The following is a 15,072-nucleotide window of genomic DNA, read 5'->3' as shown; positions in this document are numbered from 1 at the left end:
CCGATGTCTGCGCCGCAAGTCTGTTGATCATCGACGAATTCAAGCGCGGGACCTACGCTGCATCCTTGGCGTCAATTCTTCCGTGCGCAATGCGAATCGCCATGGCCATCATCAGTTCGAAAACGCGGTCAATGTCCCCCCATTGCTTCGGCAGACCGAACATCAGGGTCGCTACGCCCTCCATCTGTGCCGCGATGAGTGTCGCGCGAGCGAGGCATTCACGCGCTGTAGCAGACGAATCTATCTCGCGCACCAGGTCGGCGTAAATCGCCCGATAAGCAGCGTAGATTCGTCTTACGAGCTCACGGGTGACATCTGAGTGCTGAGCTAGCGCGAACATTTCGATCGCGAATCGACATACCCTCGGATCGCAGGCTTCCTCGAAAACGTCCTCGACGATTTCACGCAGGCGCTCGAGCGCGGGTTTGCCGCTTGGCCTGCCCATTTCTACATAGCGATCCAGATAGGCCTTCAGCAGTGCGCTAATGGTCGAGTGAAGCAGGTCATCGTGCGTGGGAAAATAGTGCTGGAGCGCGGCCGGCAGGATACCGAGCTCCCTCGCAACTCGCGCCTGTGTAAAGTTCGCATATCCTTCCGACGCCAGGAGGTTAGCGGCAGAAGAGATTATCTCGTTGGTCTTTATCTCTCGACGCTTCCCTTGGAGCGTTGGCCGGTAGTCGAGGACGTCCTTTCCTGTTTGACGCGTGCTCAACTCAAGCAATCCGTGCTGGATATGCCCTTGGGACCCAAAGACGCCGACGTGAGTATTGCTGCTACCCTGTGCGTGGGGTTTGCGCGAGCTGTGAAGGGGGCCACCGTATTCGAGCACCTGTCCTGACAAGCTGACAATCAATTTTATAGCTCGCTTTGTCACGCGAATAAATTCTGTATGGTCCTTATCCGAGCCCCCGCCTTGATGAGAGAGAATCATCATTCCGGAGGTCTGCGCGATAAGAACGGATGCACGCACGAAGCACTCTTCGTTTGTCAAAGCCGGGTGGATTTCCGAGAGCAGCTTCACAAACATGCCCCGATATTCCGCGTACATATCGTCGACGAGTTCCGCAGCATAGGGTTCATGCTGAGCGAAAGCCCAGACTTCAAACAGAAACTTTGGTAGATCGGTTTCGTTGATATCGCGAAATATGCGCTCTACGAGCGCAGAGCAACGCCGCTCGGCGCTGGCGCCGGGCCGGCTTGCGATTTCCGCGTAGTCGTTGAGCGTCTGGCGTATATACGCCCGCAGCGCCGTACGCAGCAATTCATCTTTCGTGCGGAAGTAGTATTGGAGGTTTCCTTGTGCGATTCCGACCCGACGCGCTACGCGACGTGTCGCGAATCCAGCGTACCCATCTTCCTGAAACGTCTGCCGAGCGGCAACGATGATCTGCGTGATGCGCAGTTCCCGGTTTCGCCCTGCAACTGGCCCGCCGTCGGGCCTTGCTTCCCCCAAGGTTCCTCGCTCCGGCGATCTCTCTTGCACGTCGGCTCTCCTCAATAGAACTACTTCAGATTATAGGTCGGTTCGATGGTATGCAAAAGCATCGTCGATGCGATCTCGGTGAAGCAAGTTTCGGACACCTGCTCGCATTTGTGACAATCGCCCTGTCTGAATAATTAGGGGCGGATTTGCACGAGGCCGAGAAACAGCAAGTGGCTGGAGAATTGTTCACACCAGTCGGTGTTTCCCCTGCGTTTACCAAGCTTGATTTTAGGCCGATGCACAGCTATTATTAGGTCATGAATAAAATAAATATAGGTCAATAAAATGGACAGATTGGCTTGATGAGAGGATGGTTGCGGGGCTGAGGATGAAGGAGTGCGAGATGAGCAGCAATGTAGTTTCTTTGCGGAGTCTGATCGACAAATGGTTGGCCCCGACACCGGCCTCGCCGGTCCGCTTGACCCGGTTCCGTTATGCGGCACCGAGACCCACGCGATGTGTCCGTGCAGAATCTCTTCTGGCGTCAGGCTCCCTGGCGCTCATCTTTTTCCAGCACGACGACGGATCGTGGTGTGTATTTCCTCCTTCTTCGGAGCGGCCGGCGATGCGAGCCTGGCTGAAGGCCGAATGAGGAAGGCAGGCGTATTCGTCGGGATTGAAGGGGAATTGCGATGGACATCGAAAAGATTGCAAGCGACTCGGGCATGCTGGTCGTGCTCGATGGGCGGATCGGCCGCGAAGAGTACAAGAGCGTGTACGGATCCTTGCAAGCTCTTCAGCGCTTTGCCAACAGCGTCCGCGAGTCGGTCGCGAGCGAAACGTGCGGTGCCCGCATTAATCGGGCGCCGGAATCTTTAATTTGACCTACGGTGTTAATGCTGTTGTCGTTGCTGGACAGTACGCCTCTGTTTTTTTTCGAGTGAGTGGTCAGGACGGAATATCCTGTTTCTACTCTATTTTTTCCTTTGTCGTTGTGACCTAACTTCGTCAGACCGTTCCAGGGAAGACTCCGCCTGAACCGTTCGTGACTACGTGGATTTAAGGGGATTAGTCATGCTAACGAACGCGAAGAAAGAGCGTATCGATAAGCCACGAACAATTGCTTATCGACTCCGCGGTAATGTCTTTGCGGCAGTTGTGGTGTTCGGGTCGCTAACGGGACTGTGCTATGGCGCTGATTTTCCAGTTTGGCCAACATCCACTCAAGCTGTCGACGTGCCGCAAGGGGGAATGCCTACTGCGGAGGAAATCGCAACTGTTGTGAGTACCCGCTTTCACATCGGATTGCACGATGCGTTGCAAATCGGTCACGCGGTGCTGAATGCTGCGAAGCGTTCCACAATCTCACCGCTGTTATTGCTTGCAGTGATCGCCGTCGAATCCAGTTTCGACCGTTTCGCGGTAAGTGTGGTTGGCGCCATGGGACTCATGCAGGTGCTTCCGTCTCAACACGCAGACCGTGTCCTTCGCACGTCTGATTTGACAGACGCGCGCACAAACATCCGTATCGGGTGCGCAATTTTGCAAGACTACATAAGAGCGTCAGGTGGAAACCTCGACGACGCATTATATCGGTACAGTGGAGGCGCCAAGGGCTACGCGCGACGTGTAGCCGATCACTTGAGCATGATGAAAGCGGAACTCGGTTTGTAGTCGCGGTCCCGTTTGGATTGCCGATCTCGCCGGCAAGAAAACCCGACAAACCGGGCAACTTGTTGAGCCCCGAACCTCGCCGCGCTTGAAAGCATCAATGCCGATCGTGAAAAACACCCATCAAGATCCGCCAATCCAAATATTTCAATAACCTCGTCGAGCAGGATCATCGGACGGTCGAGCGGCGCATCCGGGCCATGCTGGGATTCAAGTCTATTCGATGCGTCCTGATCCTGCTGGGAGGCATCGAAGTTATGCACATGATCGTCAAAGGACAGATGAAGTGCGTTCGCGCAACCCATCCCACCTCCATTGACCGCTCCTATTGCACCGACGCTTTCTGGAGGTCGGGTCGGAAGCTTGCAAGTCGACGGCGTTCCGGGCCGCTCAAGTACAATCCGAGCGGTTTAGTCTACGGGCACGCGATGACTGGCTCACATTCCCGTTCCGCCCAGCGCGGGCGCGCACTGCCGTCGCCGGGCGCCACGGTGCCGATCTCGCTCGTCAACGGTTTCCTGGCGAGCGCGGGCGTGGGGCGCGATGTGATCGAAGGCTATCTGTATGAAGCCGGCATTGCAATCGAGTTGCTCGGCGAGCCGCATTCGCGCGTGACGGAAGAGCAATTCTCGACGCTGTACCGCACGCTCGCGATTGACCTCGACGACGAGATGCCCGGCATCTTCTCGCGCCCGCTGCGCGGCGGCACGCTGAAGTACCTGTGCCTGAGCCTGCTCGATGCGCGCAACCTTAAAACGGCGCTCCATCGTTTCGGCCAGTTCTTCCATATCCTGCTCGATGACTTCTTCGTCGAATCGAGGAACGACGGTCTCATTGTGCAGGTAATGCTGCGGCCGGATGCGGCCGTGGGCCCAATCAGCCCGCTCGGCCAGGAGCTGATGCTCAAGCTCGTTCACGGCGTGTGTTCATGGCTGATCGGGCAGAAGATCGCGCTGCTGCAGATCGAGCTTGCGTGCCCGCGACCGCGCCATGCGGTCGATCACCTGTACTTCTTCTCCGGTCCGTGAAGTTCGACTGCGAGCGCACGCTTCTGCGCTTCAGCGTGGACTACCTCGACGCGCCAATCCGGCAGAGCAAGCGCAACCTGCAAAAGTTCCTCGCGCGCGCGCCAGGCGACTGGATCTTTGAATCGTTCAGCGAACAGCTCGTGTGCCATCGCGTGCGGCAATACCTGTCGGCGGCGCTGCCCGACCTGCCAGTGATCGATCTGGTGGCCGAGCATCTGCATTGCTCCGTACGCACCTTGAGCCGCCACCTGGCCGCCGAAGGCACGACGTTCCAGGTGCTCAAGGATGAACTGCGGCGAGATATCGCAATCCAGCGGCTCACCGACACGCCCGACACGATCGCGGCGATCGGCGCCGACGTTGGCTTCGACGATCCGAGCGCGTTCCATCGCGCGTTCCGGCACTGGACAGGCAGCACACCGGGGACTTACCGGCGGCGTGCATAGCGCGCGGAGCAGGTGCAGCCGTTTTTCCGACGCTGAATCACCTGGCCGACTCACTTCGCCCGCTCCCACGCCCGGCTCCCCTATGCGACCCATAACCGGCCCCCCTTGCCGGACGCTCCGCCAACTGTCACCACCGCTTCGGCCCTACTGGTCGGCACAACGATGCGCATGTTTTTTCGCAGAGACCGGATTCGGGGAAACCCGACACGGCCGACTGCCTTCAGCATCGCCCGTGCATCGCGTGGCCGGTTTTGTCACCATGAGGGCCGGATATGACAATGGGAATTCGTCACGGCGGCGGTAGGATGCATCACTACGTCTCCTGGATCTGGCCGGTTTTGCCGTATCGGGCCTTGAGACGCACCTCACTCACCGCCTGATTGGAACATCGACCATGAGCTATACCGCCCCCGTCAAGGACATGCTGTTCGTGCTCAGGGAGCTCGCGGGCATCGACACCGTTGCGCAGCTTCCGGGCTTCGAGGATGCCGGTTACGACACCGCGCATGCCGTGCTCGATGAGTCGGCGAAACTTTGCGGCGAGGTGCTGGCGCCGCTGAACGTCGAAGGCGACCGCAATCCGAGCAGCTGGAAGGACGGCGTCGTGACCGCCACGCCGGGCTTCAAGGAGGCGTTCCATAAGTTCGTCGAGGGCGGCTGGCAGGGGTTGCAGCATCCGGCCGAGTACGACGGTCAGGGGTTGCCGAAGCTGATCGCGGCACCGTGCATCGAAATGCTGAACGCATCGAACCTGTCGTTCGCGCTGTGTCCGCTCCTCACCGACGGCGCGATCGAGGCGCTGCTGACGGCCGGCAGTGACGAACAGAAGCAGCGCTACGTGCCGAAGCTGATCTCGGGCGAATGGACGGGCACGATGAATCTGACCGAGCCGCAGGCCGGTTCAGACCTCGCGCTGGTGCGCTCGCGCGCCGAGCCGCAGGGCGACGGCACGTACAACGTTTTCGGCACGAAGATCTTCATCACGTGGGGCGAACACGACATGGCGGACAACATCGTCCACCTGGTGCTTGCGCGCACGCCGACCGCGCCGGAAGGCGTGAAGGGCATTTCGTTGTTCATCGTGCCGAAGTTCCTGGTCAACGAAGACGGCTCGCTCGGCGCACGCAACGACGTGCACTGCGTGTCGATCGAGCACAAGCTCGGGATCAAGGCGAGCCCGACCGCAGTGCTGCAATACGGCGACCATGGCGGCGCGATTGGCTACCTGATCGGCGAAGAGAATCGCGGCCTCGAATACATGTTCATCATGATGAACGCCGCGCGCTTCGGCGTCGGGATGCAGGGGATCGGCGTCGCCGACCGTGCATACCAGAAGGCCGCCGCATTCGCGAGGGAGCGCGTGCAGAGCCGCCCGGTCGACGGCTCGGCCCGGCAGTCAGTCACCATCATCCATCACCCGGACGTGCGCCGGATGCTCGGCACGATGCGCGCGCTGACCGAAGGCGCACGCTCGCTCGCGTATGTCGCGGCCGCGCACAGCGACATTGCCCATCACCATTCGGACGAGGCGACGCGGGCACGTCATCAGGCAATCTACGAATTTCTGGTGCCGGTCGTAAAGGGCTGGAGCACCGAGATGGTGAACGACGTGGCAAGCCTCGGCGTGCAGGTGCACGGCGGGATGGGCTTCATCGAGGAAACCGGCGCCGCGCAGTATTACCGCGACGCGCGGATCCTGGCGATCTACGAAGGCACGACGGCGATTCAGGCCAATGATCTGGTCGGCCGCAAGACGCTGCGCGACGGCGGCGCGGTCGCGAAGGCGCTGATCGCCGAGATCGGCGATACGGTCGCGGCGCTCGGCAAGGTCGACGGCGCGGCGGCCGCGTCGATGAAAGCGCAGCTGGAGAAGGGCGCGCACTCGTTGTCGACGGTGATCGACTACGTGCTCGCGAACGCGAAGCAGGACCTGAACGCGGTGTTCGCGGGCAGCGTGCCGTACCTGAAGCTGGCGGGCATCGTGCTGTGCGGATGGCAGATGGCGCGCGCACTGCTGGCAGCGCACGCGAACCGCGCGAGCGACACGGCATTCTTCGATGCGAAGATCGCGATCGCACAATGCTATGCGGAACACGTCCTCGTGCAGGCAGGCGGGCTCGAAGCGTCGATCGTCAGCGCGAAGGGCAACAACAGCGTGCTCGCGTTGTCGGAAGACCAGTTCTAACCGTCACGGTCGAGGCGCAGGAGGAGACAGGATTTTGACCACACAGGACTTGGCCGCGCAATACGGCCCGCGCGAATCGATGGAATACGACGTCGTGATCGTCGGCGGCGGCCCGGCCGGCCTGTCCGCGGCGATCCGGCTCAAGCAGCTGGCCGCCGGGAATGGCACCGAGATCGGCGTGTGCGTGCTCGAGAAGGGTTCCGAGATCGGCGCGCACATCCTGTCGGGCGCGGTGATGGACCCGCGCGCGATCACCGAACTGATTCCCGACTGGAAAGAAAAAGGCGCGCCGCTGACGGTGGACGTGACCGAAGACAAATTCCTGTTCCTGACCGAAACCGGCTCGAAGAGCGTGCCGACCTGGGCGTTGCCGGACAATTTCAAGAATCACGGCAACTACGTGATCAGCCTCGCGAATGTCACGCGCTGGCTGGGTCAGCAGGCCGAGGCGCTGGGCGTGGAAATCTTCCCGGGCTTCCCGGCGGCGGAGATTCTGTATAACGACGATGGTTCGGTCAAAGGCGTCGCGACCGGCAATCTGGGCATCGGCAAGGACGGCGAGCCGACCGAGAACTTCCAGCTCGGCATGGAGCTGCACGCGAAGTACACGCTCTTCTGCGAAGGCGCGCGTGGGCACCTGGGCCGTCAGCTGAACGATAAATTCAAGCTGCGCGAAGGCGCCGATCCTCAGGTCTACGGGATCGGCATCAAGGAACTGTGGGAAATCGATCCTTCGAAGCACAAGCCGGGTCTGGTGATGCACACCGCCGGCTGGCCGCTGGAGAACGATACGTACGGCGGCTCGTTCCTGTATCACATGGACAACAATCAGGTGGTGGTGGGCTTCGTGGTCGGCCTCGGTTACACGAACCCGTATCTGTCGCCGTTCGAGGAATTCCAGCGCTACAAGACGCACCCGGCGATTCGCGCTGTGCTCGAAGGTGGCAAACGTGTGTCGTACGGCGCACGCGCGATCACGGCCGGCGGCCTGATGTCGCTGCCGAAGCTGGTGTTCCCGGGCGGCGCGCTGGTCGGCGACGATGCGGGTTTCCTGAACGCGTCGCGGATCAAGGGTTCGCATGCGGCGATCAAGACCGGCATGCTGGCTGCCGAAGCTGCTTTTGAAGCCGTGCAGGCAGGTCGCACCAGCGATGAACTCACCGCGTATCCGGAGAGTTTCAAGACATCGTGGCTGCACACCGAACTGCACCGCGCGCGCAACTTCAAGCAGTGGATGAGCAAGGGCCTGTACCTCGGCACGATGATGGTCGGCATCGAGCAGAAGCTGCTGGGCGGCAATGTACCGTGGACGCTGCATCACCAGCATTGGGATCACGAGATGCTCAAGCCGGCTTCCCGATGCAAGCCGATCGTGTATCCGAAGCCCGATGGCAAGCTTACGTTCGACCGGTTGTCTTCCGTGTTCATCTCGAACACCAACCACGAAGAGAATCAGCCGGCTCACCTGACGCTGAAAGATCCGTCCGTGCCGGTGAATGTGAACTGGCAGACCTATGCCGGTCCGGAATCACGCTATTGCCCGGCGGCCGTGTACGAGTTCGTCAAGAACGACGACGGCAGCGAACGCCTCGTGATCAACGCGCAGAACTGCGTGCACTGCAAGACCTGCGATATCAAGGACCCGACGCAGAACATCGTGTGGGTCACGCCTGAAGGTGGCGGCGGGCCGAACTATCCGAACATGTAACGCAAACGCATCTCCGCGCCTGCGGGCGCGAACGAACCGGAGTGAGACGATGAGCAATGCAGCGAAGGAAGTGGTGGTGGTGAGCGGTGTCCGTACCCCGATCGGCGATTTCGGCGGGAGCCTGAAGGATTTCTCGCCGACAGATCTCGGTGCGAAGGTCGTGAGCGAAGTGCTGACGCGGGCGAACGTGCCGGGTGATGCGGTCGGGCACGTCGTCTTCGGCCACGTCGTGAACACGGAACCGAAGGACATGTACCTCGCGCGCGTCGCGGCGATCAACGGCGGCGTCGCGCAGCATGCGCCCGCGCTGACCGTGAACCGTCTGTGCGGCTCCGGCCTGCAGGCGATCGTGTCGGCCGCGCAGACCATCATGCTCGGCGATGCCGACGTCGCGATCGGCGGCGGGGCGGAGAGCATGAGCCGCGCGCCGTACACCGTGCCGGCCGCGCGCTTCGGCCAGCGCATGGGCGACGCCAAGCTCGTCGACATGATGCTCGGCGCGCTGCACGACCCGTTCCAGACGATCCACATGGGCGTGACGGCCGAGAACGTCGCACGCAAGTACGGCATTTCGCGCGACGCGCAGGATGCGCTCGCGCTCGAGTCGCATCGTCGCGCGGCGCGCGCGATCGCGGAAGGCCGCTTCAAGGATCAGATCCTGCCGATCTCGATTCGCACGAAGAAAGGCGAGGTCGCGTTCGACACCGACGAGCACGTGCGTCACGACGCGGGCTCTGACGATTTCACGAAGCTCAAGCCGGTGTTCGCGAAGGAGGACGGTACCGTGACGGCTGGCAACGCATCGGGCATCAACGATGCGGCCGCGGCCGTGTTGATGATGAGCGCGGACGCCGCGCGCGCGCAGGGCGCGAAGCCGCTCGCGCGGCTCGTCGCGTATGCGCACGCGGGCGTCGACCCGGCCTACATGGGCATCGGCCCGGTGCCGGCCACGCGGAAGGCGCTCGAACGAGCGGGTCTGAAGATCACGGATCTCGATGTGATCGAAGCCAACGAAGCGTTCGCCGCGCAGGCCTGCGCGGTCACGCAGGAGCTCGGCCTCGATCCGGCCAAGGTCAACCCGAACGGCTCGGGCATTTCGCTCGGCCACCCGATCGGCGCGACGGGCGCGCTGATCACGGTGAAGGCGCTGTACGAGCTGAAGCGCATCGGCGGGCGTTATGCGCTCGTAACGATGTGTATCGGCGGCGGCCAGGGGATTGCGGCGATCTTCGAGAACATCTGATAATCGACCGCTCAGCACCCGAACACAAAGGAATCGTCATGGCCATCGAAACAGTCGGCGTCGTGGGCGCCGGAACCATGGGCAACGGCATCGCGCAAACCGCTGCCATTGCAGGACTGAACGTCGTGATGATCGACGTCAGCGACGCGGCGCTCGACAAGGGCGTCGCCGCACTGAAGGGCAGCCTCGAGCGGCTCGTGTCGAAAGAGAAGCTCGACGCCGGCGCACGCGACGGCGCGCTCGCGCGCATCAATACGTCGACTGATTACGCGAAGCTTGCCGCGGTCGACATCGTAATCGAAGCCGCGACCGAAAACGTCGAGCTGAAGGGGCGCATCCTGAAGCAGATCGAGGCCGTCGCGCGCCCCGATGCGATCATCGCGACCAACACGTCGTCGATCTCGATCACCGCGCTCGCCGCGCTGCTTGCCGATCCGTCGCGCTTCGTCGGCATGCACTTCTTCAATCCAGTGCCGCTGATGCCGCTTGTCGAGATCATTCGCGGGCTGCAGACGAGCGATGCGACTGCGTCCGCGGTGCGCGCGCTGACCGAGCGTTTCGACAAATCGCCGATCGGCGTGCGGAACGCGCCGGGCTTCGTCGTGAACCGGATCCTCGTGCCGATGATCAACGAGGCGTTCTTCGTGCTTGCCGAAGGCATCGCGTCGGCCGAGGAGATCGACGCTGGGATGAAGCTCGGTGCGAACCATCCGATCGGGCCGCTTGCGCTGGCGGACCTCGTCGGCCTCGACGTGTGCCTCGCGGTGATGGACGTGTTCCAGAAGGACTTCGGTGATCCGAAGTATCGCGCGTGCCCGTTGCTGCGCGAGATGGTGTCGGCGGGACGGCTGGGGCGCAAGACGGGGCGCGGGGTGTACGACTACGGCAAATAAGCAGCCGCGAATAAGTGGCACGCGATTGTCCGCGCGTGCGGCCGCGCCCCTTCGGTCGGCGCGGCCGAGTGCCGCGCGTCGGCACGTCCCGTCGTAGGGACACAGCGATGGATCATGGTGCGTCTATCCACTTGCAAGTTGCCGGCCGACGATGGAGCTGCATCCTGGCCACAACCACTTAGGTGGGACCGAACCGGAGACTTCCTAAGGACTGGGGAACGGTTCCCAACCGCGGCCATCATTTGAGATATCCCCGACTAGCCGGATACCGGTTCACATTGGCGGCGGCCTCATTGACCAATTCAATCGTCTTGTCGATGCTGACTTCAAGATTGAGCCAGACTGGAGCTGCCTGAACAACAGCGACCTTGTATTTCGGATGAACAAGAGGCATGACAATCCACTCCTGAAAGATGGCGAAGCCGAACAGACCTGAATTCAGGCGGCGACTCCGGGCTAAGGGCAAGCCATGCCTTAGTCAACAACCTCAGCAAGCTTGCGCTCAGAGCAGGCACATCCGATGGTCTGCATCCCGTAGTTGCGTCCTGGCTTCAGATTCCGCAATGAAAGAGCGTGCCGGCGCACTTCTTTTGCGGGCAGCGGACCGCCGTGACCCATGTGAAAACGCGGCATGCCCGCGTTGACCATTGCTCATCAGTTCAACACTGACAGCCTGCGGATCATCCTCGAACGGGGGCCGCAAGGCATGGCTCGTGCGGATCAATCCTCCAAGAAATACACCGGAGGCGACGAGGTCGCCAACCAGCGCGTCGCCACTGCCCAGTTCAACCGATACGGAGCCAGCCGTGTGGCCGGGCGTGTGCCTTGCCACGCCGTCGATTCCAAACCGACTGAGATCGAAACTGGCATTGTCTTGCAGCAGGATATCCGGCGTGAAGGGCAGGTAGGGCTCGCTGGGCACGCCCGATCGCAGAAAGAGCGGTCCCCACCAATGGGCGACGCAGTATGTCATCTCCTTGCGCCGCTCGTAGTAGTCCAGATCTCCGGCATGCGCGAGGATCGGGGCCCCCGTCATTTCACGCAGTCGCGCAGCCGCGCCGGCATGGTCCGTATGCGCATGAGTGACCACGATCAAGCTGACATCGCGAAAACCGCGCCCGTGCTTCGCCAAAGCGCGCTCAATCTTGTCCTCTGAGCCCGGCGTGCCCGTGTCCACGAGAACACAGCCCGCTTCACCGATGATCAGGTGGCAGTGGACCATGCCGAACGGCAGGATGGGAATCGTAATGATGGAGGGTGTGTTCATGATGTACGTCCCTGTCGGCTGTTTATGGCGTCATTCCCCAGAACTGTTCAGTTCAACCCGAGCGGATTAGAGATCAGCAGTCTCCACCCGCTGTCGCGGCCCTTTTCCATAACCTGGGTAGCGGTGCCGCGTTGCTCCTGTTCGTGACCGTCCGGTAGCGTCACGCTCAGGGACCAGTCAAACAGGACGAGTGCTATGTCGCCGCTCGTTATCACACGATGTATTTCGTTGTGAATGCGCGGGCGCCGTTGCAGCAACTGAGCCAGACCGCTGCGCAATCCGGCGGGTGTTGATTTGCACCGGAAACTGGCGTGACTTTGTAGTCAGAAGCTGCAATCACTATAGACGGAATCCTGGCTGTGGCATTTCGCGAATATCTCTCCGAAACGCGGGTGCGCTCAGGAGCAACGCAAAAGTCGTTTGCTTCGTAACACGCGAGGCGTCCGCCAAGTTGACGGGTATCACGGCACTTCTCGTTACGTTGGCAGAAAGCACATTGGCGCAATAAACAATCTCTAAGAAACTTACCAGACCGCGGATGGAGGCGACTCGAAACAGTCGACACCGACGACATCGTTGCAGATTTCACAGGGAATATTAGCCACCGACCTCTCTCGATTTCCTAGCCCGTACTCGTCAAAGCGATGATGAAGTCAAGGAAAGCGCGTGTCCGTGCCGGTACATGATGCCTTGATGGATGATACGCATACAGCGGGAAGCGCTCGTCCGGCCAGTCGGGAAACAGGTTGACGAGCCGCCCCTCGCGGATCAGATGCTCAGCGCCGAGCAGCAGCATCTGCGCGACGCCGGAACCAGCCAGACACGCATTGAGCAGCGCGCTCGGATCATTCACTGTAAGCCGCCCGTTCGTCTCGACAATCAGCTTTTTGCGCTTGCGATGAAACTCCCACCGATAGGGTTTCCCTGTCTCCGGGTTGCGGAATTCGAGGCACCTGTGCACGCCGCGGCCCAGTTCCTGCGGTTCTGTGGGCCGGCCCCGGCTCGCGAGGTACGCGGGCGATGCGACGGTGACAATCGCGGTATCAAGCAGCTTTCGCGCAATCAGGCTCGATGAGCGCGGCTCGCCGAATCGTAAAGCCAGATCGAAGCCGTCCACGATCAGATCGCCAAGCTGATCTCTCGCAATGAATTCGAGTTCGATTTCTGGATGCGAGTCCATAAACGCGTCGAGTTTCGCGCCGAGAAGGATGTGCGAAAAAACCGGATCGAGATTGATACGCAGCTTCCCGCGTACTATCGCGCCGTCTCCCGCTGCGGCCGCCGCCGCTTCCTCCATTCCTCTCAAGTGCGGCATGACCTGCTCATAGAACCGCCGGCCCTCTTCAGTCAGCGAAACAGCGCGGGTGGTTCGATTGAAGAGCCGTATTTTCAGGCGTTTTTCGAGCCTGGCGATTGCGCGGCTCACGCCGGGCGGTGACATGTCGATCAGTTCCGCGGCGGCGGCGAATGTCCCCGCATCGACCACGGCGGCAAATACGCTGATACCACTGGAGAGATTCTCGGTGGGCGGACTCATGGGGGTTGCATCCTGATCATTTAATGGTCGGAAGTCATTCGGTCGAATGCCAACATGGCACGCAAGACGACTTCGGTCCGGCACCCGCGATCAAAGGCCACGTTGCGATCTTAGCATCTGATTCAGCACGCGCCATCGCGACGAACGGATCACCTTTGCTTGGTGCGCCAGAAGTCGCGCTACAGCTATTAGTAACTATTAGTCACTTTATAAGTGCCACTCATGTCATTTAGTTTCCCATCGCTTCTATCCACAATGCAACCCACAGCAGGTTCCCAGCCTGGTGACCCATGCATGACGTGCTTCTGAGCGTCATATCCATCATTGTTCAAGCCAGTTTCCAGGAGTAGGAGATGACCGTTCAATTTACCCGTCGCGATCTGTTGAAGCGAGCGTCCGGCCTGTTGGCCGTCACCGCAGTAGGCGGATTGACCGGCATCCAGGCAGAGGCCGCGGAAGCTCCTCAGGCGCGTAGTCGCGTTGCGGCCCACAACCCGGCTTTTGCCTCGCTCGACCTTGCCCTGCGGCAGGCTGTCGACAACGGCACCGTAGCCGGTGTAGTGGCAATCGGCGCCACGCAGCGCGGTCTTATTTACGAGGGTGCGTCGGGCCATGCCAATCCCCAGGCCGGTACGGCGATGACACCCGACACGGTGTTCTGGCTGCTATCCATGACCAAGGCGATCACGGCAACAGCCTGCATGCAACTCATTGAGCAGGGCAAGATCCGGCTCGACCAGCCGGCCGGCGACATCCTTCCGGAACTGAAATCGCCGCAGGTGCTGGACGGTTTCGATGCAGCCGGACAACCCAAATTACGTCCGGCAAAAAACACGCTAACTGTGCGTCATCTGCTGACTCACACGTCGGGTTTCACATACAGCATCTGGAGCGAGAACCTGAGCCGGTACGAAAAGGTGACCGGCATGCCGGATATCGGCTACTCGATGAACGGTGCGTTCAAGGCGCCGCTGGAATTCGAACCCGGTGAGCGTTGGCAGTACGGTATCAGCATGGACTGGGTGGGCAAGCTGGTCGAGGCCGTGAGCGATCAGTCGCTGGAGGTCTATTTCCGTGAGCACATTTTCGCGCCGCTCGGTATGAGCAATTCGGGTTTTCTGATTAGCGGAGCGCAGAAACAGCGCGTGGCTACGATGCACAACCGGCAAGCCGACGGATCGCTCAAGCCCGCGCCGTTCGAGATCAATCAGCGGCCTGAGTTCTTCATGGGCGGCGGCGGTGCATTCAGCACGCCACGCGATTACATGGCGTTGCTGCAGATGCTGGTCAACGGCGGGACCTATCGCGGCGAGCGGATTCTGCGTGCCGACACCGTGGCGGCAATGTTCCAGAACCACGTCGGAGATCTTCAGGTAACCGAGATGAAAACGGCGCAGCCGGCATGGTCCAACAGCTTCGACCAGTTTCCCGGAATGCCTCACAAATGGGGACTCTCTTTCGACATCAACACGCAACCGGGTCCTCATGGCCGCAGCGCCGGAAGCATCAGTTGGGCGGGACTGTTGAACAGCTATTTCTGGGTCGATCCGGTCAGGAAGGTGGCCGGTTCGCTGTTCACACAGGTCCTGCCGTTCTACGACGCGCGTGTGGTGGATCTATACGGACAGTTCGAGCAAGGGCTATATCACGGCCTGCAACACGCCTGAGCGC

The 15,072-nt window shown here is 60.8% G+C and carries 11 protein-coding genes and 2 pseudogenes; 9 read left to right on the top strand and 4 right to left on the bottom strand.

Annotated elements, in window-relative coordinates; translation table 11 throughout:
- Positions 1–52 precede the first annotated feature (52 nt).
- Complete coding sequence (locus B0G81_RS00315; RefSeq protein WP_134132321.1) at positions 53–1,483, bottom strand: TetR/AcrR family transcriptional regulator; 1,431 nt, start codon at positions 1,481–1,483, stop codon at positions 53–55.
- A gap of 632 nt (positions 1,484–2,115) precedes the next feature.
- Here B0G81_RS00315 and B0G81_RS00305 point away from each other — a divergent pair.
- The 8 genes and pseudogenes from B0G81_RS00305 to B0G81_RS00270 all read left to right on the top strand — a co-directional run bounded on the left by B0G81_RS00305 (position 2,116) and on the right by B0G81_RS00270 (position 10,597).
- Positions 2,116–2,307, top strand: coding sequence for a hypothetical protein (locus tag B0G81_RS00305; RefSeq protein ID WP_134132319.1), 192 nt, complete (start codon positions 2,116–2,118; stop codon positions 2,305–2,307).
- Positions 2,308–2,497: 190 nt separating this feature from the next.
- Positions 2,498–3,097: a lytic transglycosylase domain-containing protein gene (locus B0G81_RS00300; RefSeq protein WP_134132317.1), complete on the top strand. Its 600-nt coding sequence runs from the start codon at positions 2,498–2,500 to the stop codon at positions 3,095–3,097.
- 72 nt (positions 3,098–3,169) lie between these two features.
- A pseudogene (locus B0G81_RS00295) lies at positions 3,170–3,381 on the top strand (DDE-type integrase/transposase/recombinase); the annotation flags it as partial.
- Positions 3,382–3,522: 141 nt separating this feature from the next.
- A pseudogene (locus tag B0G81_RS00290) lies at positions 3,523–4,568 on the top strand (AraC family transcriptional regulator ligand-binding domain-containing protein).
- Between the two features lie 394 nt (positions 4,569–4,962).
- Positions 4,963–6,753 carry an acyl-CoA dehydrogenase gene (locus tag B0G81_RS00285; RefSeq protein WP_134132312.1) on the top strand — a complete coding sequence of 597 codons (1,791 nt, stop codon included), beginning with the start codon at positions 4,963–4,965 and terminating at the stop codon, positions 6,751–6,753.
- A 79-nt stretch (positions 6,754–6,832) separates the two neighbouring features.
- Complete coding sequence (locus B0G81_RS00280) at positions 6,833–8,461, top strand: electron transfer flavoprotein-ubiquinone oxidoreductase (RefSeq protein ID WP_134142948.1); 1,629 nt, start codon at positions 6,833–6,835, stop codon at positions 8,459–8,461.
- A gap of 49 nt (positions 8,462–8,510) precedes the next feature.
- The gene (bktB, locus tag B0G81_RS00275; RefSeq protein WP_134132310.1) at positions 8,511–9,704 is read left to right on the top strand and encodes a beta-ketothiolase BktB; all 1,194 of its coding nucleotides are present in this window, start codon (positions 8,511–8,513) and stop codon (positions 9,702–9,704) included.
- 38 nt (positions 9,705–9,742) lie between these two features.
- Positions 9,743–10,597: a 3-hydroxybutyryl-CoA dehydrogenase gene (locus B0G81_RS00270; protein ID WP_134132306.1), complete on the top strand. Its 855-nt coding sequence runs from the start codon at positions 9,743–9,745 to the stop codon at positions 10,595–10,597.
- 238 nt (positions 10,598–10,835) lie between these two features.
- Here the strand turns inward: B0G81_RS00270 and B0G81_RS00265 are convergent, their stop codons facing one another.
- From B0G81_RS00265 to B0G81_RS00250, 3 genes are all read right to left on the bottom strand, one after another.
- Positions 10,836–10,991: a hypothetical protein gene (locus B0G81_RS00265; RefSeq protein WP_208328496.1), complete on the bottom strand. Its 156-nt coding sequence runs from the start codon at positions 10,989–10,991 to the stop codon at positions 10,836–10,838.
- A gap of 108 nt (positions 10,992–11,099) precedes the next feature.
- On the bottom strand, positions 11,100–11,864 hold the full coding sequence (locus tag B0G81_RS00260; protein WP_243856322.1) for an MBL fold metallo-hydrolase: 765 nt from the start codon (positions 11,862–11,864) through the stop codon (positions 11,100–11,102).
- Between the two features lie 622 nt (positions 11,865–12,486).
- A complete protein-coding gene (locus tag B0G81_RS00250; RefSeq protein WP_134132302.1) occupies positions 12,487–13,401 on the bottom strand; it encodes a LysR family transcriptional regulator in 915 nt (304 codons plus the stop codon).
- Positions 13,402–13,754: 353 nt separating this feature from the next.
- Between B0G81_RS00250 and B0G81_RS00245 the strand changes: the two genes are divergently transcribed.
- Positions 13,755–15,068 carry a serine hydrolase domain-containing protein gene (locus tag B0G81_RS00245; protein ID WP_134132298.1) on the top strand — a complete coding sequence of 438 codons (1,314 nt, stop codon included), beginning with the start codon at positions 13,755–13,757 and terminating at the stop codon, positions 15,066–15,068.
- The last annotated feature ends 4 nt before the right edge of the window (positions 15,069–15,072 follow it).

Source organism: Paraburkholderia sp. BL6665CI2N2 (assembly GCF_004366535.1).
Taxonomy (GTDB): Bacteria; Pseudomonadota; Gammaproteobacteria; order Burkholderiales; family Burkholderiaceae; genus Paraburkholderia.
Note: the sequence above shows the minus strand (reverse complement) of the source record. Positions and strands in the feature narration are given on the sequence as shown.

Coding starts and splice junctions, on each gene's coding strand:
- B0G81_RS00305 (WP_134132319.1), top strand. CDS start 2,116: ATGGACATCGAAAAGATTGCAAGCGACTCGGGCATGCTGGTCGTGCTC.
- B0G81_RS00300 (WP_134132317.1), top strand. CDS start 2,498: ATGCTAACGAACGCGAAGAAAGAGCGTATCGATAAGCCACGAACAATT.
- B0G81_RS00285 (WP_134132312.1), top strand. CDS start 4,963: ATGAGCTATACCGCCCCCGTCAAGGACATGCTGTTCGTGCTCAGGGAG.
- B0G81_RS00280 (WP_134142948.1), top strand. CDS start 6,833: ATGGAATACGACGTCGTGATCGTCGGCGGCGGCCCGGCCGGCCTGTCC.
- bktB (WP_134132310.1), top strand. CDS start 8,511: ATGAGCAATGCAGCGAAGGAAGTGGTGGTGGTGAGCGGTGTCCGTACC.
- B0G81_RS00270 (WP_134132306.1), top strand. CDS start 9,743: ATGGCCATCGAAACAGTCGGCGTCGTGGGCGCCGGAACCATGGGCAAC.
- B0G81_RS00265 (WP_208328496.1), bottom strand. CDS start 10,991: ATGCCTCTTGTTCATCCGAAATACAAGGTCGCTGTTGTTCAGGCAGCT.
- B0G81_RS00260 (WP_243856322.1), bottom strand. CDS start 11,864: ATGAACACACCCTCCATCATTACGATTCCCATCCTGCCGTTCGGCATG.
- B0G81_RS00250 (WP_134132302.1), bottom strand. CDS start 13,401: ATGAGTCCGCCCACCGAGAATCTCTCCAGTGGTATCAGCGTATTTGCC.
- B0G81_RS00245 (WP_134132298.1), top strand. CDS start 13,755: ATGACCGTTCAATTTACCCGTCGCGATCTGTTGAAGCGAGCGTCCGGC.